The 20,765-nt window shown below is 37.0% G+C and carries 21 protein-coding genes; 16 read left to right on the plus strand and 5 right to left on the minus strand.

Going from position 1 to position 20,765, the window contains the following annotated elements:
- Positions 1-763 precede the first annotated feature (763 nt).
- From AB3H93_RS00645 to AB3H93_RS00670, 6 genes are all read left to right on the plus strand, one after another.
- On the plus strand, positions 764-979 hold the full coding sequence (locus tag AB3H93_RS00645; RefSeq protein WP_081127692.1) for a Spo0E family sporulation regulatory protein-aspartic acid phosphatase: 216 nt from the start codon (positions 764-766) through the stop codon (positions 977-979).
- 387 nt (positions 980-1,366) lie between these two features.
- Positions 1,367-1,741 (plus strand): hypothetical protein, encoded by a 375-nt coding sequence (locus AB3H93_RS00650; protein ID WP_088745407.1) that lies wholly within the window; start codon positions 1,367-1,369, stop codon positions 1,739-1,741.
- 391 nt (positions 1,742-2,132) lie between these two features.
- Entirely contained in the window at positions 2,133-2,810 is a 678-nt protein-coding gene (locus AB3H93_RS00655) for a TVP38/TMEM64 family protein (RefSeq protein WP_010720092.1), read from the plus strand.
- 176 nt (positions 2,811-2,986) lie between these two features.
- Positions 2,987-4,171 (plus strand): MFS transporter, encoded by a 1,185-nt coding sequence (locus tag AB3H93_RS00660; RefSeq protein ID WP_368019962.1) that lies wholly within the window; start codon positions 2,987-2,989, stop codon positions 4,169-4,171.
- Positions 4,172-4,574: 403 nt separating this feature from the next.
- Positions 4,575-4,808 (plus strand): hypothetical protein, encoded by a 234-nt coding sequence (locus AB3H93_RS00665; RefSeq protein ID WP_010720090.1) that lies wholly within the window; start codon positions 4,575-4,577, stop codon positions 4,806-4,808.
- On the plus strand, positions 4,809-5,135 hold the full coding sequence (locus tag AB3H93_RS00670) for a type II toxin-antitoxin system PemK/MazF family toxin (RefSeq protein ID WP_010720089.1): 327 nt from the start codon (positions 4,809-4,811) through the stop codon (positions 5,133-5,135).
- Positions 5,136-5,476: 341 nt separating this feature from the next.
- Here AB3H93_RS00670 and AB3H93_RS00675 read toward each other — a convergent pair whose 3' ends face one another.
- On the minus strand, positions 5,477-7,006 hold the full coding sequence (locus AB3H93_RS00675) for an ABC-F family ATP-binding cassette domain-containing protein (protein WP_368019963.1): 1,530 nt from the start codon (positions 7,004-7,006) through the stop codon (positions 5,477-5,479).
- Between the two features lie 429 nt (positions 7,007-7,435).
- Here AB3H93_RS00675 and AB3H93_RS00680 point away from each other — a divergent pair, with 429 nt between their 5' ends.
- The 10 genes from AB3H93_RS00680 (at position 7,436) to alsE (ending at position 15,740) form a co-directional block, all read left to right on the plus strand.
- The gene (locus tag AB3H93_RS00680) at positions 7,436-8,137 is read left to right on the plus strand and encodes a glucosamine-6-phosphate deaminase (RefSeq protein ID WP_010720087.1); all 702 of its coding nucleotides are present in this window, start codon (positions 7,436-7,438) and stop codon (positions 8,135-8,137) included.
- A 145-nt stretch (positions 8,138-8,282) separates the two neighbouring features.
- Positions 8,283-8,996, plus strand: a complete 714-nt coding sequence (locus tag AB3H93_RS00685) for an MgtC/SapB family protein (RefSeq protein ID WP_010720086.1) — start codon at positions 8,283-8,285, stop codon at positions 8,994-8,996.
- A 317-nt stretch (positions 8,997-9,313) separates the two neighbouring features.
- Entirely contained in the window at positions 9,314-10,453 is a 1,140-nt protein-coding gene (locus AB3H93_RS00690; protein WP_368019964.1) for an AI-2E family transporter, read from the plus strand.
- Positions 10,454-10,794: 341 nt separating this feature from the next.
- Positions 10,795-12,279: a PRD domain-containing protein gene (locus tag AB3H93_RS00695; protein WP_010720084.1), complete on the plus strand. Its 1,485-nt coding sequence runs from the start codon at positions 10,795-10,797 to the stop codon at positions 12,277-12,279.
- Positions 12,269-12,709, plus strand: a complete 441-nt coding sequence (locus AB3H93_RS00700; RefSeq protein ID WP_010720083.1) for a PTS sugar transporter subunit IIA — start codon at positions 12,269-12,271, stop codon at positions 12,707-12,709. The genes AB3H93_RS00695 and AB3H93_RS00700 overlap by 11 nt, the downstream gene beginning before the upstream one ends.
- Positions 12,706-13,017 (plus strand): PTS fructose transporter subunit IIB, encoded by a 312-nt coding sequence (locus AB3H93_RS00705; RefSeq protein WP_368019965.1) that lies wholly within the window; start codon positions 12,706-12,708, stop codon positions 13,015-13,017. The genes AB3H93_RS00700 and AB3H93_RS00705 overlap by 4 nt, the downstream gene beginning before the upstream one ends.
- Before the next feature lie 19 nt (positions 13,018-13,036).
- On the plus strand, positions 13,037-13,489 hold the full coding sequence (locus AB3H93_RS00710; RefSeq protein ID WP_368019966.1) for a PTS sugar transporter subunit IIA: 453 nt from the start codon (positions 13,037-13,039) through the stop codon (positions 13,487-13,489).
- Positions 13,490-13,510: 21 nt separating this feature from the next.
- Entirely contained in the window at positions 13,511-13,834 is a 324-nt protein-coding gene (locus tag AB3H93_RS00715; protein ID WP_034699505.1) for a PTS fructose transporter subunit IIB, read from the plus strand.
- 18 nt (positions 13,835-13,852) lie between these two features.
- A complete protein-coding gene (locus AB3H93_RS00720) occupies positions 13,853-14,950 on the plus strand; it encodes a PTS fructose transporter subunit IIC (RefSeq protein WP_010720079.1) in 1,098 nt (365 codons plus the stop codon).
- Between the two features lie 70 nt (positions 14,951-15,020).
- Positions 15,021-15,740, plus strand: a complete 720-nt coding sequence (gene alsE / locus AB3H93_RS00725) for a D-allulose 6-phosphate 3-epimerase (protein ID WP_368019967.1) — start codon at positions 15,021-15,023, stop codon at positions 15,738-15,740.
- Between the two features lie 196 nt (positions 15,741-15,936).
- Here the strand turns inward: alsE and AB3H93_RS00730 are convergent, their stop codons facing one another.
- Genes AB3H93_RS00730 through AB3H93_RS00745 form a run of 4 tightly spaced genes read right to left on the minus strand, consistent with a single transcriptional unit; the run spans position 15,937 to position 20,635 of the window.
- Complete coding sequence (locus AB3H93_RS00730; protein WP_010720077.1) at positions 15,937-16,695, minus strand: DeoR/GlpR family DNA-binding transcription regulator; 759 nt, start codon at positions 16,693-16,695, stop codon at positions 15,937-15,939.
- A 54-nt stretch (positions 16,696-16,749) separates the two neighbouring features.
- Entirely contained in the window at positions 16,750-17,388 is a 639-nt protein-coding gene (locus AB3H93_RS00735; protein ID WP_010738454.1) for an L-fuculose-phosphate aldolase, read from the minus strand.
- Between the two features lie 21 nt (positions 17,389-17,409).
- Positions 17,410-19,191: an L-fucose isomerase gene (locus AB3H93_RS00740; RefSeq protein ID WP_034699509.1), complete on the minus strand. Its 1,782-nt coding sequence runs from the start codon at positions 19,189-19,191 to the stop codon at positions 17,410-17,412.
- Positions 19,178-20,635 carry a rhamnulokinase family protein gene (locus AB3H93_RS00745; protein ID WP_081127702.1) on the minus strand — a complete coding sequence of 486 codons (1,458 nt, stop codon included), beginning with the start codon at positions 20,633-20,635 and terminating at the stop codon, positions 19,178-19,180. The genes AB3H93_RS00740 and AB3H93_RS00745 overlap by 14 nt, the downstream gene beginning before the upstream one ends.
- Positions 20,636-20,765 lie beyond the last annotated feature (130 nt).

Below are 20,765 nucleotides of genomic sequence, written 5' to 3' on the forward strand. Positions count from 1 at the left end.
TTACACAATCTATAAAAAATGAATTTTTTCTGAACCCCCCCAAGATGATGACATCCGTTCAAGGCTACTCGAAAGAGTAGCTTTTTTAGATTATTTGCAAATAACTTGGTTGTGAAAATTCATAGATTATTGTATAAAAAGTTGTAAAAAATAAAATTCAATAATGCTATAATAAAATGTCGGCTCGTCGCTTCCACAGAGATTTTTGTGGAAGGAGGTGTATAATTTGTTTGAATTCACTTTAGAGCACGTGCTCTTGCCATTATTAATTGGTTTAACGTTGGCATTATTTAGTCATTGGCTAGATAAACATTAGAGCCGACATGGCGCTTACTGTTTCGCAGCGGTAAGCGTCTTTTTTTGAAAAAGAAAAAACACAACGTATTCGCAGGTACGTTGTGTTTATGGTGTATATTTGTTTAAATTCACTTTCAACTATCATTATACTTGATAAATAAAATGTGTCAAACGTAATGAAAAATGACCATACTTTGACCATACTTTTTAGAAAAATATAGAAAATATTAGTAACTGAAAAACTTTATAAACGTTGATATTAAAGCAATCAGAATTAACTAGAATTAGTCAAAAAATGGAAAAATAAAAACTGTTAAATAATTTTTCGAAATTAGTTGGCATTGAGACCCTTGATACGATAGGGTTTCAATGCTTTTTTATTATGGCTCTATAATTTATGTGATTGATAATATTTGAAGGATGACAGTCTATCCAATGTCTCTAAAAAAGAAATAAGGAGTAAAAGATGGAACTTTATAAAATGCTAAGCCCTGCAGATATCCAGTTTTTGAAAACTAAATTGAACGTCATTATTCAAGATCGTAATTATACAGATGATGAAGTTGTGCAGATTTACGATAAAATTGAAGATTTTCATATCCTTCAATCCTTTGATGAGAACTATAATCTTTCAGAAGACGGTAAACACGCGTTAGATATTTTGTACTTAGATATTTGGTAATAGTACTTAATCAGCTAATGATTAGGTGTTATTTTTTATTCCAACATTAAAGATTTTCTGAAAGAAAAAGCTCGTTTTAGGAGTGGGATGATAGTGAGGCAGGAATGAGAGGTTGTATTAGCGGTCTCGAAGTCTTAAATAGCTATTATTTCGTTCTTTTGCGTATGTTATCATTGTAATTGAAGCCGAGAAAGACCATTGTCGTTTATTTTTAAGCATATTGCCAACTCATAGCCCGCCAGATATCATGATAGATTAAGAACTGGAGAGCAGCATTACATACAAATGGGAACGGTTGGATTGGATTATACGTTCGGGAAATGTGGAATGATTCGCAGACTGTTTTTATTGGGACAGAATATAAAACAATGTAAGTAAGGTGTAATGATGAAAAAGTTCGATTCCAGATATATAATAGGTGTATTTCTTGTATTGTTTATTTTAATAGGAAGTGTAGAATTCATTTTGAAAGGGCATCACTCATTTACTCTCAATGAAATTTATTTTAGAGTACCTATTGTTGTTGTCGGTATGGTTGAGATGCTACCAAATGAGAAAGGTTGGGGAACGTTTCGTGTGCTTTTTCTCGTTTTTTTGAGTGATTATTTATTAAAAAAAATATTCGATCATTTTGGGTTAGAAGAAATAACACTTACATTTATACCCTATCTAATTATCTTAGGAATCCTTTTGGTTATTTTCTTTGCCAGATTAACGATAAAAAAAGACTTTTTCGAACACATAAAAAAGGAAAATAAATGAACAGAAGAGGCTGTGACAGAAGTGTCTAGCTCTGAGAAATAAGCCGGAGAATCCAAAAATAGCATCCCCTATTTTTGGTGTTCTACGGCTTATTTTCTGATAGAATTTGGAATACCGTGGAAATGAGGTTGTGAGAGTATCGGGTAGCTCCAATGACAATAAGAAAGAATTTTTTGAAACAGCTGTCCATGTTTTGAGATTTTTTGACTTATCGCCTAAGGTCAGCTCTTTGAATACCGTTTACCCGTTTTTAAAGTGATTCCCCAGACTCTTTTTCTCATACTTCTGAATAATTACCAATGTGATAAAAAGCGTAAAATGAATAAAAAAGACTCATAGTTATTTTTGTGATACTCTAATAGAAGATGGATTATTTTAGGCAGGTGGAAAAATGAAAACAAAAAAACTACGTGTTTTCTTAATCATTATTGGACTCCTTTTGATTCTATTTATTGGTTATCGTTTATATTTGGAGTATCAGACGGATATCCAAATGTTTTTGGATCCCAAGACCAGTCGACAAGCATTACTGGATCAGATTCGATCACATGGCTTTCGGACAGCGCTCTTTTTGATATTACTGATCAGCGTGATGTGTGCTGTTCCAGGTATCCCTACTTCTGTCATCGGTGTATTGGTAGGTTTAAGCTATGGTCCGTTGCTAGGAACTTTAATCAATGTCTCTGGTAATGCTTTTGGGAATATGTTATCGATTTTTTTAATGCAACATTTAAAGCTGTTTGATCATTCAAAAAAATCCAATCGCTGGGTAACAGCGATCCGCAATATGAAACATCCCAAAATTGGCGTAATGGTGGGGTACATGGTTCCTGTGATCCCTTCTTCCGTTATCAACTTTGCAGCGATGACGTTAAATCTACAAATTCGTGACATCATTTTATCAATCGTGATTGGCGTGATTCCTTCCTCGATTCTTTATGCTTGTGGAGGCGAAGCGTTATTTCATGGCTATAGTAAGACTGCTTTGTTGTTAGTTGCTAGTGTCCTTATTTTGACACTTCTAGTGGTAATTATTTACAAGGATCGTAGAAAACGACATGTAAAATAATTGATATTATCAATGATTAAAAGAAATATCCCTTTGATTTCGTTCTATACTTTTAAGATTCATTTTTATTTTAATTTCACGATAACTTATGTTTCATAAAGTAGTAAAACACTGAACTTTCCTATTCCCAATTTTTCTAAGAAGTTGTAAACTAATAAAGGAAATGAGGGAAATAAATGGATAAAAATGAAAAAACGACGTTAACGTCTTCACTGATTTTGCTCTTATCAATTACTTGTGGCGTGGTAGTAGCGAATATGTATTATATCCAACCGATTGGTACGAAAGTGGCAGCCAGTTTATCGGTTAGCACAAGTGCAATTGGTATTTTGACGATGTTGACTCAACTTGGTTATGCGTTAGGTTTGTTGTTTTTGGTGCCATTAGGGGATGTAGTCGATCGTACGAAGCTGATTATCCAAATGGCTGCACTCTCTGCGATTTCATTATTAGCGGCCTTTTTTGCACCGTCATTTACATTATTTGCGTGTGCTTCTTTTTTGATCGGCTTATTATCGATCGTGCCCCAAATCATTATTCCCTATGGAGCAGTATTGGCAGGACCCAAGGCTAGAGGGAAAGTGATGGGGACCTTGTTAAGCGGTTTATTAGTGGGGATTTTACTTTCACGGACGGTTTCGGGCATTGTAGCAAGCCTCTTTTCTTGGCGGATGATTTATCTTTTTGCTTTAGTGTTAGTGGCTATCTTGACCGGATTATTGTATTGGAAAATGCCAAGAACGCAAATAAAAACAACTTCATCTGTATCGTATCTTGATTCCTTAAAAAGTTTACCTTATTTAGTGAAAACACAACGCTTATTGAGAGAAGCGTCTATTAGCGGCTTTTTTATGTTTGGAACTTTTTCGATTTTTTGGTCAACATTGATTTTTTATATCAGTAGTCCGGTGTACCATTGGGGAACATTTGAAGCAGGAATTTTGGCGATTTTTGGACTATCAGGAGCAGTAGCTGCACCGATTGTTGGCCGGTTGTCTGATTCTTATTCCGAGAGAAAGATTGTCGGAATGGGACTTGCGATGCAAACGCTCAGTTTTGTTGCTTTATTAGTTGCAGGGAGTCATTTAGTCGTTTTGTTAGTGGCAATTATTCTGTTAGATGTCGGGAATCAATTTGGGCAAGTGGCAAATCAGACACGAGTGCAAGGACTAGGCGAAGCAGCAAGTAATCGAAATAACACGGTATTCATGTTTATGTATTTTATTGGTGGTGCTACTGGTTCATTACTAGGCACAACGATGTGGCAACAATTTGGTTGGCTCGGTGTGACACTTACTGGTTTAGCCTTTCAATTATGTGCCTATATTTGTCAATACATCATTTTTCAAAAGTGGTCATGATAGAAGTGTCCAACTTGAAAAGTAAGCTGAAGGATTCGAAAGTCGTTTTTCGATTCCTTCGCTTACTTTTTTAATATACTTCTATCCTATTTTATTTGGGAGTTTCTATAACTGATTTCGTGATCAACCGCAGTTATTAGAAAATTTCGTGCAACTTCCAACGAAAAAATAATATGGATACGTTCAATAGTATAAAATCACTTTGTTTAGTACCAGTTATATTATGAAAGATCCAAAAAAATATTCAGTAGACTACTTAGAAATTTTTATATTTAATTTGTATAACATTTTCATATGAAAATGAGTTGTTTCCATAAAAATCTATTCACTTAAAAGATATGTTTTGATAATTTCGTTAAACTGAGTTTAACTTAATTTAGCAAAAGGATTGGAGATGAAAGATATGGAAACAGTAGCAAGAAAAATAGGTAATTCTGTGGGAGCAATTTTCCCGAAGGATATATCTCCAAAAGTGGGAGAAATATTTACTATTTTGAAAGTAGGAGAAGCATATATATTGAAACCTAAGAAAGAAGATATTTTTAAAAACGAAAAGGCTTGGGAAGGTTTTAGAGAATCGATTACAGCCGAAGAATCCGAATGGGATAGCATGAAACTTGAAGGCGAGGAATACTAGATGAAATATCCAAAACAAAAGGATATTATTTGGATTGACTTTGACCCTTCTAAAGGTAAAGATATAAGAAAGCGTAGACCTGCGTTAGTAGTTAGTAGAGACGAGTTTAATGAGCGTACAGGTTTTTGCTTAGTTTGTCCTATCACTTCTACAAAGAGGAACTTTGCAACATATATTGAAATAAAAGACCCGCAGAAAATAGTGGGTGAAGTAGCTACACACCAATTAAGATCGGTTGATTATACCACAAGAAATATTGAAAAAATTGAACAATGCGATTTGTTGACGTGGATTGAAGTGGTGGAAGTCATAGGGATGTTTATTTAGTAGGAGATAACGGGCAAAGTAGTAATTTCCATTTTAGAGAAAGTTAGATTACTCACCGCTTTTACGACGTTGGTTTTGCTAATAATTGACCATGTAGAAAAAAGTAACCATCTTCGAACTTTGGCGAATGAAGATACAATAGACACTTTATGAGTCTACCGTTTTTTTAACGATTCTAAATTGGGGCGATGTTTACCTGGACAATTAAGAAAAGAGAGAAGATTGTAAAAAACGATGATCTAAACAGCAATAGCCCCCACCCACACAAGGGTTCTTGTGTAGAGGAGACAGGCTGGTGTTAAAGGCTGTACATAATCTATTTTTAGAGAATTTAGTCAATTTTATCCCTCAATTTCAATGACTCGATCGACTAAATCCTGGTAAAATTCTTGTTCATGAGAGACGATGATCACCGTCCCAGGAAAATGCTTGATACCGGTTTGTAAGCTATCTTTTGTTTCATGATCGATATGATTCGTTGGTTCATCAAGAATTAATAAGTTTCCTTGGTTCATCGTGAGTTGTGCCAATTTTACTTTGGTTTGTTCACCACCGCTAAGAGTAGAAAGTGGTTCACTAGCTAGTTGATTGACTAAACCAGATTTGGCTAGTTGTCTTCTTAATTCTTTAACGGTTGCTTTAGGAAACTGTGCGCCTAGATATTGTAAGGGTGTTTCTAAAGGTTTTTCCCAAATGAGATCTTGTGAAAAATAATTGATCGCTGTGTTGTCGGGAAAGTGATATTCGCCGGCTAGTTGTTCGATTTCGCCAATCAAGGTTTTCAAAAGTGTGGATTTACCAATACCGTTAAATCCACGAATCGCCACTTTTTCACCAAAGCGGATGGTTAGGTTGATCGGCGAAAGCAAAGGTCGGTCATACCCAATAACTAAATCGGTCGTTTCAACAGCCAATGTCGTTACGATCGGAGAATAAGGAAAATCAAAGATTGGCTTAGCTGTTGAGGCAGGCGGAGTCAATCGCTCAATTTTATCTAATTGTTTTTGGCGACTTTTTGCCATGGTAGAGCGAGAACCAGCTTTATATTTTCGGATATAAGCTTCGGTTTTTTCGATGTGCTTTTGTTGGGCATGGAATTGGCGTAGATAACTTTCACGGTTTTGTTCTTTTTGTCGTAATGCTTGTTTTAAGTGCCCCGTATATTTGGTGATTTTACCAAATTCTATGTCAGCGATATGGGTTGTGATTTTATCTAAAAATTCTTGGTCATGAGAAATCACGATATAAGCGCCCTCGAATGATTGTAAAAATTGAGTAAGCCATTGGATGTGTTGGTCGTCTAAGTGATTGGTTGGTTCATCTAAAATCAGGACATCGGGGGTTTCTAAGAGTAGTTTCGCTAAAATCACTTTAGAACGCTGTCCGCCACTCAGTTTTTTCAAGGGGGCCGACAAACCTAAAACGTCAATGCCTAGACCACTACTCATCTCAGCGACTAAGGTATCAATTTGATAGAATACTCCTTGGTCTAATTCTGTTTGAAGCTTTCCCGCTTTTTCGAGTAATGCCTCTTCCATTGTTTCGCTGTATTCTTGATAAAGTTGGGTAATCAATGCTTCTTTTTTAAATTCATCAGAGTAGGCTGTTTTTAAAAATTCTTCGATGGTCAATGTTTCATCCACCGCTACATATTGATCTAAATAGCCTCTATGGATATTTTTTTGCCAATGGACTTGTCCATCATCTGGTAGAATTTCTCCTGTGATGATCTTGATCAACGTACTTTTGCCAGCTCCATTTTGTCCGATCAATCCTAGATGTTCTCCAGCATTGACTTGGAGTTGTACATTTTCATATAAGATTTTATCTCCAAATTGTTGCGTGATATTTGTTAATGTTAAAAGACTCATGTTCTGTTCCTTTCTAATAATGTTATGCATGTTAAGAAGACTAATAGAAGAAAGCAAAACAAATAAAAAAGCTGATCTGAAGTTGTTCAACATACTATAGGATCATTCGACATGATCGAACGAATCTAGGAGAACATGTCAGTTAAAATTTTTAAATAAGTTGCTCGTCTTTTAGAAAATCGTTTCTCAGTTAATGAGAAGTAGCGATTGTTTTCTAAATTTCTTGGTCTTTAATGTTTTAATTATAAAAAACGTATACTAAAAGTATCAGTTTAAAGGACATGCGATAGGTTATCTTATGCAACCTAACATGCAAGGGACAAGATTGTCAAGAAAACGAAAATCGTCGGTTTTGGTCTATACTAATATTGTAAAAAAAGACAAGTCGTGCTATAATTGGGCTATACCAAAAACAAAGGAGTAGTCGTTATGGAAATCATTCGAGTGAAAAATGCTGAAGAGGGCGGAAAAAAAGCTTTTGAAATTATTAAAAAAGGCATGGAAAATGGGGCAAAAGTATTAGGTCTTGCAACAGGTAGTACGCCAATTACTTTATACAAAGAAATGACTTCAAGCGATCTGGATTTCAGTGACATGACTTCTGTAAACTTAGACGAGTACGTTGGACTAGGCGGTTCAGATGATCAAAGTTACCGTCATTTTATGAATAGCCAATTGTTTGATAAAAAACCATTTAAAGAATCATATGTACCAGATGGAAAAGCTGCTGATCTTGAAGCGGCTTGTCAAGAATACGATGAAATCCTTGAACAACATCCAATCGATATCCAAATTCTAGGAATTGGTCAAAATGGACATATCGGATTTAATGAACCTGGTGCACCATTTGATGGCACAACTTCAGTAGTGGACTTAACAGAATCAACGATCAATGCGAATAAACGATTCTTTGAAAAGGCAGAAGATGTTCCAACAAAAGCTGTCTCAATGGGGATTGGTTCGATCTTAAAAGGAAAAGAGATTGTCTTACTTGCTTATGGTGAAAACAAAGCAGATGCAATCAAAGGAATGATTCAAGGACCAATGACCACTGATTTGCCAGCAAGTGCTTTACAAGAACACGACAACGTGATCGTGATTATTGATGATGCAGCAGGAAGCAAACTATAAGAATAAATAAAAATTTTGGGGGGCTGCTCGTTTTCAGCTCCCTTTTTTGATCGAATAAGATTTTTAATCTGTCGCACAAAGCAATGGGGTGATTTGCTTTGTTTGAAGTTGCGAAACATGCTATATTGATTTGGAGGGGATTTATATGGATGAGATGATCTTATCGGTCCCAGAAATCATCTTACGACTAGGGATTGCATTGATCTTTGGCGGGGCGATTGGATTTGAACGGCAATATAAAAATCGTCCAGCAGGGATGCGGACGCATATTTTAGTATGTATGGGTGCTTGTATCATTGCGTTGATCCAAGTGGAAATTGCAAGTAAAGCGTTACGTGATGCGTTAGAATACCCAGAACTAGTTGGTACGATTCGCTCAGATGAAGCACGTTTGATTGCACAAGTCGTTAGTGGCGTTGGGTTTTTAGGAGCTGGCACGATCATTGTGACGAAACAATCAGTCACCGGGCTAACCACAGCTGCTTCCCTGTGGGCGATTGCTGGACTAGGAATCGCCATTGGTATGGGATTTTATTGGATTGCGATCATTAGTTTTATCGGGATCGTGATTGCATTAACGGTTGTCAAAAAAATTATCCACGTACCAACGACCAAAAAACTAGAAATCCAATATATTCATCGGAAAGAAACCAAAGATTTCTTGACCGAGTATTTTGAACAACGAGGAATTATCATTGAAGACGTAAATTTTGACGTGGATTTCGTGGAGGATTATCGGGTATATAAAAATATTTATACAATTGACTTACCAAAGGACATGACTTATGCAGATGTCATTGAAGAGTTATCTGTCCATAAAAATATCATGAAGCTTCATTTAGTTAGTGTGGCACAATGAAACAATTCCGTTCAGTTGGTAATATAAGGCTTTTCACATGTTGTTTTTATGAAGAGTGGGTTATAAAATAAAAACGCTTATTCGCTAAGAGAGTATTTCCTATTTTAGCGAATGAGCGCTTTTGGTGTCTTTTTTTGGTTTATTTGCATTTGTTTAGATAATGATTTCAGTCATTAAGCTTAGAAGTTTTTTAAATTTGAAAATTAGCTACTAGTAATTAGAAAAAGAAAGAATATTTTTGTAGCTGTTTATCAGAAAAGAGCGCTTTAATTCTAATAAAATGATAAAATAAAAGTATCAAGAGTTGGAGGAGATGTATGCAAGAAAAGTTTAAAAATTCAAAATTATTATTTTGGACTGTCGAGTTGGTACTGACGATTATTGGGGTATATTTTATTTTACAGATGCCAAATGTCTTTAGTCCAGTGTTAAAAATGTTATCAGCGATTTTATTGCCATTGCTGGTTGCTAAATTTTTCTATTATATGTTTGATCCGGTCGTTGTTTTTTTGGAAAAACGAAAAATCCCAAGGGTTTATGGATACATATTAACGCTAGTTGTTCTAGTCGTACTAGCGGTTTTAGCGATAATGAATGTGATTCCTCAATTGGCAGAACAGACGATCCAGTTGACTAAAAGTTTGCCGATGTATGCGGAAGAGACAAGTAAATGGCTCAATGAATTGGCACAGCGTGAGGAAATCAAAAATTTCAATATTGAAGAACAATTAGCTTCGGCTAATCTTTCGTTGAGTAATTTGTTCAATATTGTATTGGTAAGCTTATCCAGCAGTGTCTCTAAAGTTTTTTCATTTATGATGCAGTTTTTTGTTTTACTGTTTACCGTGCCTTTTATTCTATTATTCATGTTTAAAGACGGACACAAATTTATCGATGCTTTAGCAAAATTCTTTCCACAAGGGATTCGGGGCGAGGTACGTCAAACGGTCAAAGAACTAAATGAGACGTTATCGGCATATATCAGTAGTACGATCGTTGATGCGGTTATCATTGGTATCATGAGTTTTATTGCTATGACCATCTTTAAACAACCATATAGTTTATTGTTAGCTGTATTTTGTGGTATCACCAATATTATTCCATATGTGGGACCGTTTATTGGCGCTGTCCCGGCAGTGATCGTTGGTCTATTTGTTTCGCCATTCCAAGCATTATACATGGCGCTTTCGATCCTTGTTATCCAACAATTAGATGGAAATGTAATCAAACCGTTGTTATTTGGAAAAAACATGAATATGCATCCATTAACGATTATCTTAGTGTTAATCGGTGCTGGCAGTGTCGCAGGGATTCTAGGAATGTTGATTTGTATTCCGGTGTATGCTGTCATTAAAACATTAGTCTTGAATATCAGAAAAATTTACTTATTGCGAAAGTTTGATTCTGGTGTGGAACCAACGATCCAAGAGATAAAAACGAATGGACGTGAAAATTAAAGGTACTATAAAGAAGTAGAAGGTAGCACAACAGTAGTCACTAAGTAATTTTGTACACCATTCATTATTTATTAGAGAGTCTAGGAAAACGTCCTAGACTCTCTTTTTTTGTTAAAATTCTTATGAGTTCCTGGGATTATTTGAAAATGAGTAATTTTTTCCCATAATAAGTTAAAAAAGACTATAATAAACAAAATCTTTCTTACGCTTTCGTAAAAAGTAAGTAACAGATAACAAAGTTAAAGAAAACGCATACAAAATTGTCTGTTGCAATGGACAAAGTCCAGTGAAACAAAATAAATAATGTGTCTTATGATAAAGATACACAGGGGGGATGAAACATGACTAGTCAGATGAATCGAGAAAATAAGTTGATCCTTTTGTTATCAAAACAAAAAGATTATATGACTTCAGAAGAACTAGCCATTCTATTAGAAACTTCGACCAAAACAATTTACCGTTTGATAAAGAAAATCAATCTTGAATTTCCTAACGGTCACTTGATCCTAGCCGAAAAAGGTCGGGGGTACAAATTAGATTATGGGAAGTTTATCGAACAAACCAATGAACTGAATAAACCCTCTGTAGAGCTATCGCCTGCTGAACGTCAAGATCGAGTAATGGAAGAATTACTGATGGTTTCACCTAAAGCACTTAAAATCACTGAGCTGTTCAGAGATTATTATGTTGGTGATTCTGCTATTGCCAATGATGAAAAGCAGATAGCTAAGAAAATAAAAAAGTTTGATCTTGAACTGATCCGTAAAAATCGCACGCTTGCGATCCAAGGATCAGAAACAAATATTCGGCGAGGGATCGCCGAAGTCATCTGGCGGATGAATATTCTTGATATTGATGAAATCAATCGAACAAAAGAGTTGAATTTTAATCGTTACGATGTGTTGTTTGTATCAGAACAATTGAAATTGATTGAAAAAACATTAGGCGGTGGAATCCCTTATCCTTATAACGTCAATATTTTTTCACATCTGTACATCATGATCAGCCGTTCCAGAAAGACGAATTACCAAATCAAAGAAATCGAGTTATCTACCGAGCAACTTCAATCGTTAGACCACGAAAGTCCAATTTATGAGATGGCGATGATCGTGATCCAAAACGTGGAACGTTATCTCGTTACTCGCTTACCGATGAACGAAGTCTATTATTTGTATCAATATCTAGTATCCTCACGGATGGAAAAAACAACGCAAAAGAAACAGGTTTTTCCAGATAAAGTATCAGAAATTACCTCTTATTACCTGAAAGAGGTGGGCGATAAAATCAATCTGAAGGTGGCGAATGAAGCGATTTTTGTTGATCTAGCCAATCACATCAAACCAATGCTCAATCGGTTAAAAAATCATATCCATGTCAAAAACGGATTGTTAGAACAAATTCAATTGACCTATGAAGAGATTTATAAAAATGTATCAGTTGTTTCTAAAGATGTTAGCAAAAAGTATCAGCTGCCTTTGATCAATCAAGATGAAATCGGTTTTATCACATTATATTTTGCACGGATGTTGGAAACACAGCAACTACCGATTCAAACACTGATCATGTGTACTACAGGGATCGGTACTTCAGAATTATTAAGAGCAAAAATCAATAAGAAGTTTCCTGAACTGGCGGTCGTTGATGTGATTGCCACCAAGAATTACCAATCAGCATTAGAAAAAAATCCCGGAATTGAATTGATTTTAACAACCATTGGAATCAAAGATCCGCTGCCTGCACGTACATTACTTGTTAGCGGCATGTTAACAGCAGATGATCAGTTAAGAATCCAACGAAAGATTGAGGAAATATACAATGAAAGATGATTGGCTCGAATATGTTCCTCCCACAGTATTCCATTCACGAAATGAAGTCTATGAATGGCTAGCACAGCAAGTCGATTCAGAAACGGGAATAAAAAAAGAACAAATCGTACAAGCGTTGTTGGAACGCGAGGAAACTGGAGATATTCAAATTGATGAAGGGGTACTTCTACCTCATATTGAAAACCAATTAGTCAAAGCAACAAAAGTCATTATTTTACCATTGAAACAAAGAATGGCGAACTGGAACCCAGCCATCCAACAAGTCGAGTTGATTCTTGCGGTATTTCTGGCACCGCAAGAAAAAATCGAAACCAAGCGTCAAATAGCAAACTTCATGCGCCTACTAGCAGATGAACAAGTAATTGAAACTTTAAAAGAAGGAAAAAGACTGGAAACAATCGATGGAAACGAAAGGAGAAATGACAAATGAAAATCATTGGAGTAGCAGCTTGTACCGTGGGGATTGCCCACACCTACATTGCTCAAGAAAAATTAGAAAATGCAGCTAAAAAAGCAGGGCATGAGATACACGTAGAAACCCAAGGAACCATCGGGATCGAGAATGAACTAACGCCTGTACAAATCAAAGAAGCAGATTTGGTGATCTTAGCAGTGGATGTAAAAATCAGTGGTCGAGAACGGTTTGAAGGAAAGCGGATCATCCAAGTACCGACTGAAATTGCGATCAAATCACCAAATAAGTTGATTGAGAAAGCCATGGAAGTCGTAAAACAGTAAAGAATAGGAGTGAAATTTGATGGTAGAAGTAGCAAAAATCATTGATCCAAATAATATTAAGACCAATTTAGTGGGGGAAACGAAAGATGAAGTACTCAAAGAATTGGCAACGGTGTTATTGCAAAATCATTATATTACAGATGTAGATGGCTTCATGGCAGATATCTATGCGCGAGAAGAAGAAGGACAAACTGGGATCGGCAATTATATTGCCATTCCTCATGGGAAAAGTCCTTATGTAAATAGAATTGGTGTAGCAATCGGTGTTACAGAAAATGAAATTCCGTGGGAATCATTAGATGGTAAGGGAGTCAAAGGAATTATTTTATTTGCAGTGGGGGATGATAATGAAGGGGCACAAGAACACTTGAAGTTACTTTCACTATTTGCTAGGAAACTAGGTAATGATGAAGTAATCGAGCAATTGATCCAAGCAAAAGATGCAGATGAAGTGGTCGCAGCATTCAGCTAAAAATCAAAGGAGGATAAAAAGATGAAAATCGTTGGAGTAGCAGCTTGTACTGTGGGGATTGCCCACACCTATATTGCCCAAGAGAAACTAGAGAATGCGGCAAAAAAAGCAGGACATGAGATGCACGTAGAAACTCAAGGAACCATCGGGATCGAAAATGAATTAACGCCCGAACAAATCAAGGAAGCAGATTTGGTAATCTTAGCAGTTGACGTGAAAATCAGTGGTCGAGAACGCTTTGAAGGGAAAAGAATCATCCAAGTACCAACTGAGATTGCGGTGAAATCACCCAATAAATTGATTGAAAAAGCGCAAGAAGTGTTAGCACAGCAAAGTATTTCATAAAAATAAGGAGGAAGACTGATGGAAAAGATAAAGAAGCTGAATCTGAAAGGGCATTTGTTAACTGCCATCTCTTATTTAATTCCCATTGTGTGTGGTGCGGGATTTCTGATTGCGATTGGGATGGCATTTGGTGGAACGAGCCAAGGAACTTTGGTGCAAGGCGAATTTTCATTTTTTGATGCCTTAGCAACGATGGGTGGTGCTGGTTTAGGCTTATTACCAGTCGTGATTGCTACGGGGATTTCTTACTCGATTGCTGGAAAACCTGGTATTGCTCCTGGCTTTATTATTGGTTTAACAGCTAATGCGATCGGTGCAGGGTTTATTGGTGGAATATTAGGTGGTTATCTAGCTGGTTATCTTGTTTTAGCAATTTTAAAATATTTCAAAGTGCCAAATTGGGCAAAAGGCTTGATGCCAACATTGATTATTCCTTTTGTTGCTTCATTTATTGGTGGATTAGTGATGGTCTATGTGATTGGAGCTCCAGTCGCAGCATTCACTTCTTTGCTAACGAACTTCTTGGATGGATTAGGAAACTCTTCCTTGTTGATCTTTGGGGGAGTGATCGGTTTACTAAGTGGTGTTGACTATGGTGGACCAATCAACAAGACGGTTTTTGCTTTTGTGTTAACGATGCAAGCAGAAGGCGTGAACGGTCCTATTACAGCTTTACAACTTGTGAATACCGCTACACCAATCGGTTTTGGCCTAGCTTATTTCATTGCTAAACTTTTCCGCAAAAACATCTATACAAAGGTTGAAGTGGAAACCTTGAAGTCAGCAGTTCCTATGGGTGTGATCAATATCGTTGAAGGGGTCATCCCGCTAGTGATGAATGATATTGTTCGTGGGGTTGTAGCAACTGCAATCGGGGGCTTTGCTGGTGGTGCGACTACTATGATCTTAGGTGCAGATGCAACGGTTCCTTTTGGAGGCGTTTTAATGATCCCAACGATGTCACGTCCTTGGGCAGGCGTTATCGCCATTTTAGTCAATGTGATCGTGACAGCGGTTGTTTTAGCCATCATTAAGAAAGATGTTGGTGAGGAAGTCACAACAGTCCCAGAAAAAGAAGAGGAAGACATTCGTTTAGATGACATTCAAATCTTTTAAGCGATAAAGCAAATTAGTTAAAAGGTGTCGCTATAGTGTAGATAAATTATAGAATAAAGGAGTTTTTTCAATGAGCAAAGTAGCTTTTTCACCATCCTTAATGACGATGGATTTAGATAAATTCAAAGAACAAATCGAATTTTTGAATGAACATGTTGATTCTTACCATATCGATATCATGGACGGCCATTACGTTCCGAACATTACATTATCGCCATGGTTCATCGATGAAGTACGTAAAATCAGTCAATTACCTATGTCTGCTCATTTAATGGTCAGCGATCAAAGTTTTTGGGTAAATCAACTAATCCAACAAAAATGTGAGTGGATTTGTATGCATGCTGAATTACTTGACGGTTTAGCTTTTCGTTTGATTGATCAAATCCATGATGCTGGCTTAAAAGCTGGAGTAGTCTTAAACCCTGAAACACCAATTGAAACGATTTTTCCTTATATCGAATTAGTTGATAAAGTAACGATCATGACAGTTGATCCAGGATTTGCTGGTCAACGATTTATCGAAAGTACATTAGATAAAATCACCGCATTACGACAATTACGGCAAGAAAAAGGATATCATTATTTGATCGAAATGGATGGTTCGTCTAACCGTCAATCATTTAAGCGAATTGATCAAGCCAATCCAGATATTTATATTATTGGGCGTAGCGGATTATTCGGCTTAGATGAGGATATCAAAACTTCTTGGGAGATCATGAAAAAAGATTTTGAAGAGATGACTGGAAAAACAGTCGAATCAAATAATAGTATAAATGCGTACAGTCTATAGCTATACAAGAATCAAAAATTACTTTTAGGGAATAAATACGCTTTTCTTGCAATACCCGTGTAAGGAATGCTGAGAATATAAACAAAAAATAAACCAAAGAACTTCAAAAATAGGGAAATCTATTTTTTGGATTCTTTGGTTTATTTTGCGTACTTAGGTTTAGGTACCTCTGTCACGATCTCTCAAAAATGATCGATCAATAGAGAAATTCGGTATCGTGTTTCAACGCAAGTTGTAAGTAATCATCTGCTGGTTGTTGATCCGTGACGATGTATTCAAAAGAGGTCCAATCAGAAAATTTATACGCATGTTTTTTATCAAATTTTGTATAGTCGACTAATAACAAACTTTTATCTCCTCTAGACATTACCTTCTTTTTCACTAAGGCTTGAGCAAAATTAGCTTCATAGATCCCTGATAAATCAATTCCTGTCGAACTAAAAATACATAAATCGATTTGAAAAAGGTCTAAGAAAGAATTCCCATAGTCCCCAACAACGCTCTCGGCATCCTTGATTACTTCACCCGCCAGCATAAAAACTTTGGAATCTTCCGTACAAGCTTGGGAAAGCTCATAGGCGATTTTCAAGCCATTGGTTATGACAACGAGATTTGACAGTTTAACTAAATAGGGAAGCAGCTGTTTCACAGTTGAACTTGAGTCAATAAAAAGACTCATTCCTGGTCCGATAAATGTGCTAGCGATCTCCGCAATTTTTTCTTTTTCTTGAACCATGACATTTTCACGATAATTTGTTGAGATGACGTGATTTCGTTCGACTTCTAAAACGACACCACCACGGTAACGACGGATGATCCCATCTTTTTCAAGTGCGACTAATTCACGCCTTAAAGTCGAAGGAGAGCAAAACAACTGTTTTTGCAGTTCTGAGTTATCTAATTTTTTATATTTTTTTAGCAAAGTTAAGATTTGTTCTTTTCGTGACTCAGTCATGGCTATCCCTCCTTAACCACTGGTCTAACATGACTAAAGTGTACCACAAGAAACTTATTTTTGTCCGTACGTTTTAAAACGAATCGCCATATTTGCCATTTCTTCTTCGGACATCAAGGTTGGTTTGCCAACACTTGAAGCTATGATATGGACTTTTGAACAATATTCTAATTCTTCTAAAACGGCAAAGGCTTCAGTCATTGTCTTTCCACCAGTCAAAACGCCATGATTTGCTAATAAAACGGCTTTTCGATCTTTCATGGCTTCATAGGCATTTAGAGATAATTCTTCCGTGCCAAATGAAGCATAGTCTGCACAACGAACATCTTTACCGGCAACAGCAATCATGTAATGTGATGCAGGCAATGGTTGTCTGAGGACCGCTAGCGCAGTGGAATAAATCGTGTGACCATGGATGATATAGTCTAGATCTTCCCGCTTTTCATACATGATTCCGTGCATTCGCCATTCACTGGAAGGACGACGATGACCTTGAACGATCGTTCCATCTAATCGCATAGTCACGATGTCAGGTAATTCGATTTTATCAAATGGGATTCCAGAAGGCGTGATGAGCATCACTTCATCTTGTCGGATATACGTACTTAAATTTCCGCCTGTTCCTAAGGTATAGCCATCTGCTATTAATTTATTTCCATAATCGATCAATTCTTGTTTTTGTATTGAATACATCATAATCCTTCTTCCATCATCTTATTTATAAAAGGGGCCAAATGATTGGCAAGCATTGAAATCAGCTGCTTCTAAATCTTTTGTTCCGAAACCAGAAAAGGCGTGGGGTCTAAAGATTTTTTCACTAGGTACGTTGTGAAGTGAAACGGGAATGCGAAGCATACTGGCTAATGTCAGTAGTTCTGCGCCTACGTGACCGTGGACACTAGCGCCATGGTTGCTTCCCCAGTGGTTCATCATCGTATACACATCTTCAAAGCCTTTTTCACCTAAGTTTGGTGCAAACCAGAGTGTTGGCCATGTTTGATCGGTTCGTTCGTTTAAGATGTCATGGACTTCATCAGGTAATGAACAGGAATAACCCTCTGCTACTTGTAAAGTTGGTCCCACACCCTCAACGATATTCAAACGAATGAGCGTTAAAGGTAATTCTGCTTGTAGATGATATTGGCTGGAGAAGCCACCGCCTCTAAAGTATTCATAATTAGCACGACACCATTTTGTTTTTTCCAAGCAGGCTTGGATATCGGTTTTCGTCATATTCCAAAATTCTTTCATTGTTGGATTACCTTCGTGATCGATACTTCCACCACTGCCATCTAAAGCACTCGCACCTGAATTCAGTAGATGGATTAAGCCATGTTGTGCTTTACCCGTTAATTTGTGCCCAGTGATTCTTTCCACTGACTCCGCACTCCAATAGGTTCTGACATCGGAAAAAATCGGTGCTTTATTAGTCAATAAAGAGCCAAATAACATAGCAGCAGCGTTACAGGTATCATTTTCAGTAGCGAATGAGACGGGTTGTTTAGGGCCGTTCCAGTCAAAAGTACTGGTTAAAATAGATTCCATAAAATCACCATTGGGTAGCCAGTCGGTCCATTGTCGTTGTCCTTGGAACCCTCCAGCAATGGCATTTCTGCCTTTTGCTTCTTCCAGCCAACCCAATTTTGCTAGTTCAGGGTTGCCAAATAAAAGATCACGAACAATTAGGGTTTGTTTGGCAATAAAGTCCCACTGATCTTCTTCAGCGATATAGCGTGATTTTGTAATGACTTCAGGGAATGACTTGCCTGCATTGATATCGATTCCTTCCTGACAATATTGTTTGATCCAAGTTCTAATGGTGTCATATTCTTTCGGATCAAAGATATTTAGTTCGATTCGACGTAAGACTTCAGTCATATCCACATATTCAACTTGCATTCCTAGATATTTTTCAAAAAAGGTTTGATTGATTTGACTACCGGCAATTCCCATTGAAGAAGCACCGATATTCACATAAGATTTGTTTTTCATTTCCCCGGCAGCCACACTCGCACGTGCAAAGAGTAAGATTTTTTCTTGGACGTCAGCGGGAATCGACTTGTCGTCACTATCTTGGACTTGTTCACCATAGATCTTATAGGCAGGGATTCCTTTTTGCGCATAGCCACTCATAGCGGCAGCTAAGTAAACAGCTCCTGGTCGTTCTGTACCATTAAATCCCCAAATCGCCTTAAAGGTATCTGGTCGTAAATCGATCGTTTCTGTGCCATAGCACCAGCAAGGTGTCACCGTTAAGGTAGCGACCACATCTTGACGGGCAAAATCATCGTCAACAAAGCTGGCATCGGCGTAACCGCCAATCGTTTGTTCTGGTAAAACGCACTGTACTGGAGTGCCGTCCATGTAATAAAGGGATGATTCGATCAATTCTTTTGCTCGACGCGCCATGTCCAGCGTTTGTTGTTCTAATGATTCACGGACGCCTCCTTGTCTGCCATCGATCGTGGGTCTAATGCCGATTTTAGGATAATTCATTGATGTTCCTCCTCATAAATTGTTTATAGTTGATATAAGTTTGGTTAAAGGGTGTCGAAGTTTCTGGAAAAAAAGAAATTGGTGGATAATTTTCTGTGACGAGCGTAACTAATTCCTCTCTATTTTTGATTGCTTTGATCGCTAAAAATTGGGCTAACGCATTACCTAAAGCTGAATTTTCAGAATAGCAGACCTCTATCGTCGTTTGCGTTAAATTGGCTGTTAGTTGAGTCAAAAAGTGTGATTTACTCCCACCACCAAATAAATATAGCTTAGTGAAAGGAGCGGAACCTGCTAATTTATCGAACGTTTCAGCGTATTTAAATGCTAGATTTTGATAGATGGCTAAAAACAATTGTTGTGGCTCTTCAATTGATGAAAAATGATGTTGGTTTCCGTATTGCTGCAATTTTTTTACAAATTGACCTTTACTCAAAAATTCAGGATGTTCGTTATCAAAGAAAAAATGAATCGGCTCAGCAGTAAGTAGCATGTCTTGGATCTGTTGGATCGTGATTGACTGGGTTTGATTGCTGAACGCTAAAGCTTCCTCAATGAACCACATTCCTAACATGTTTTTGAGTTTTAATATTTTTCCATCACCGGCTTGTTCATAAGAATAGTTCGTATCTAATGGGTGATTGACCAAAATTCCTCTTTCTGATTTTTCTCCTAGAACAGACCAGGTGCCAGAGGATAAAAAGAAACAAGAGTGATCGTTGGTTGGTAAAGCAAAGATCGCACTAGCAGTATCATGGGACATCACCGAATGAATCGGAAGTTGTTTTTCGGCTAGATTTATCAAACCGATTTTTGTATATGGAAGAACGATCGTTGAGAACAAGGAAGGGGAAATCCCTAATTGTTCAATAAGGTCGGATGCCCATTGATGTTTATCGATATCGAATAATTGACTCGTTGAGGCGATCGAAGATTCTGTTAAGATCGTACCTGTTAATAAAAAATGGATCAGATCAGGCATCATCAAAAGAGTACTTGCTTTATTTAGCTGCTCAGGATAATGTTCTTTCAAGTAGAGTAGTTGGGAACTGGTATTGATCGATGCATTTGGAATCCCTGTACGTTCGTGAAAGTGAGTTGGTAAATCCCCACCATAATGTAAATTAGGTTCTTTCAGCATAGTTTGATAGCAAAGTGGTGGTAGCACTAGCTGTCCTTTTTTATCTATCAAACCAAAATCACAGCCCCATGTATCGATGCCGATACTTTCAATGACATATTCTGTAGTTGCTAAAGTAATGATTTCCTTGATATTCGTCATGATTTTCTCAATATTCCAATGGATTTCATCTTTGTTGGGATCAATCACTTGGTAATCAGTGAAACGATAAACTTTTTCTTCCTTGATTTGACCATTCATTAAGGAAAAAACGATACCTCGCGCACTGGTAGCACCTAAATCAAAGGCTAAGATCGTACTCATAGATTTTTCCTCCTTTTCTAAGTGGATAGCAAATCTGCTTCGGTTATAATCATACAATAGAACGCTTACATATTTTCGCGTGAATCATTTTTTGAATAAATGTCAACAAATTATTCAAGTATGGAAACGT

The organism is Enterococcus sp. C74, from assembly GCF_040887125.1.
Taxonomy (GTDB): Bacteria; Bacillota; Bacilli; order Lactobacillales; family Enterococcaceae; genus Enterococcus_B; species Enterococcus_B hirae.

Bases quoted from the DNA above. Each gene is read 5' to 3' on its own strand.
- AB3H93_RS00680 (WP_010720087.1), top strand. From the start codon at position 7,436: ATGGAAATCATTCGAGTGAAAAATGCTGAAGAGGGCGGAAAAAAAGCT.
- AB3H93_RS00690 (WP_368019964.1), top strand. From the start codon at position 9,314: ATGCAAGAAAAGTTTAAAAATTCAAAATTATTATTTTGGACTGTCGAG.
- AB3H93_RS00700 (WP_010720083.1), top strand. From the start codon at position 12,269: ATGAAAGATGATTGGCTCGAATATGTTCCTCCCACAGTATTCCATTCA.
- AB3H93_RS00665 (WP_010720090.1), top strand. From the start codon at position 4,575: ATGGAAACAGTAGCAAGAAAAATAGGTAATTCTGTGGGAGCAATTTTC.
- AB3H93_RS00670 (WP_010720089.1), top strand. From the start codon at position 4,809: ATGAAATATCCAAAACAAAAGGATATTATTTGGATTGACTTTGACCCT.
- AB3H93_RS00675 (WP_368019963.1), bottom strand. From the start codon at position 7,006: ATGAGTCTTTTAACATTAACAAATATCACGCAACAATTTGGAGATAAA.
- AB3H93_RS00745 (WP_081127702.1), bottom strand. From the start codon at position 20,635: ATGAGTACGATCTTAGCCTTTGATTTAGGTGCTACCAGTGCGCGAGGT.
- AB3H93_RS00655 (WP_010720092.1), top strand. From the start codon at position 2,133: ATGAAAACAAAAAAACTACGTGTTTTCTTAATCATTATTGGACTCCTT.
- AB3H93_RS00645 (WP_081127692.1), top strand. From the start codon at position 764: ATGGAACTTTATAAAATGCTAAGCCCTGCAGATATCCAGTTTTTGAAA.
- AB3H93_RS00740 (WP_034699509.1), bottom strand. From the start codon at position 19,191: ATGAATTATCCTAAAATCGGCATTAGACCCACGATCGATGGCAGACAA.
- AB3H93_RS00720 (WP_010720079.1), top strand. From the start codon at position 13,853: ATGGAAAAGATAAAGAAGCTGAATCTGAAAGGGCATTTGTTAACTGCC.
- AB3H93_RS00735 (WP_010738454.1), bottom strand. From the start codon at position 17,388: ATGTATTCAATACAAAAACAAGAATTGATCGATTATGGAAATAAATTA.
- alsE (WP_368019967.1), top strand. From the start codon at position 15,021: ATGAGCAAAGTAGCTTTTTCACCATCCTTAATGACGATGGATTTAGAT.
- AB3H93_RS00730 (WP_010720077.1), bottom strand. From the start codon at position 16,695: ATGACTGAGTCACGAAAAGAACAAATCTTAACTTTGCTAAAAAAATAT.
- AB3H93_RS00715 (WP_034699505.1), top strand. From the start codon at position 13,511: ATGAAAATCGTTGGAGTAGCAGCTTGTACTGTGGGGATTGCCCACACC.
- AB3H93_RS00705 (WP_368019965.1), top strand. From the start codon at position 12,706: ATGAAAATCATTGGAGTAGCAGCTTGTACCGTGGGGATTGCCCACACC.
- AB3H93_RS00685 (WP_010720086.1), top strand. From the start codon at position 8,283: ATGGATGAGATGATCTTATCGGTCCCAGAAATCATCTTACGACTAGGG.
- AB3H93_RS00650 (WP_088745407.1), top strand. From the start codon at position 1,367: ATGAAAAAGTTCGATTCCAGATATATAATAGGTGTATTTCTTGTATTG.
- AB3H93_RS00710 (WP_368019966.1), top strand. From the start codon at position 13,037: ATGGTAGAAGTAGCAAAAATCATTGATCCAAATAATATTAAGACCAAT.
- AB3H93_RS00660 (WP_368019962.1), top strand. From the start codon at position 2,987: ATGGATAAAAATGAAAAAACGACGTTAACGTCTTCACTGATTTTGCTC.
- AB3H93_RS00695 (WP_010720084.1), top strand. From the start codon at position 10,795: ATGACTAGTCAGATGAATCGAGAAAATAAGTTGATCCTTTTGTTATCA.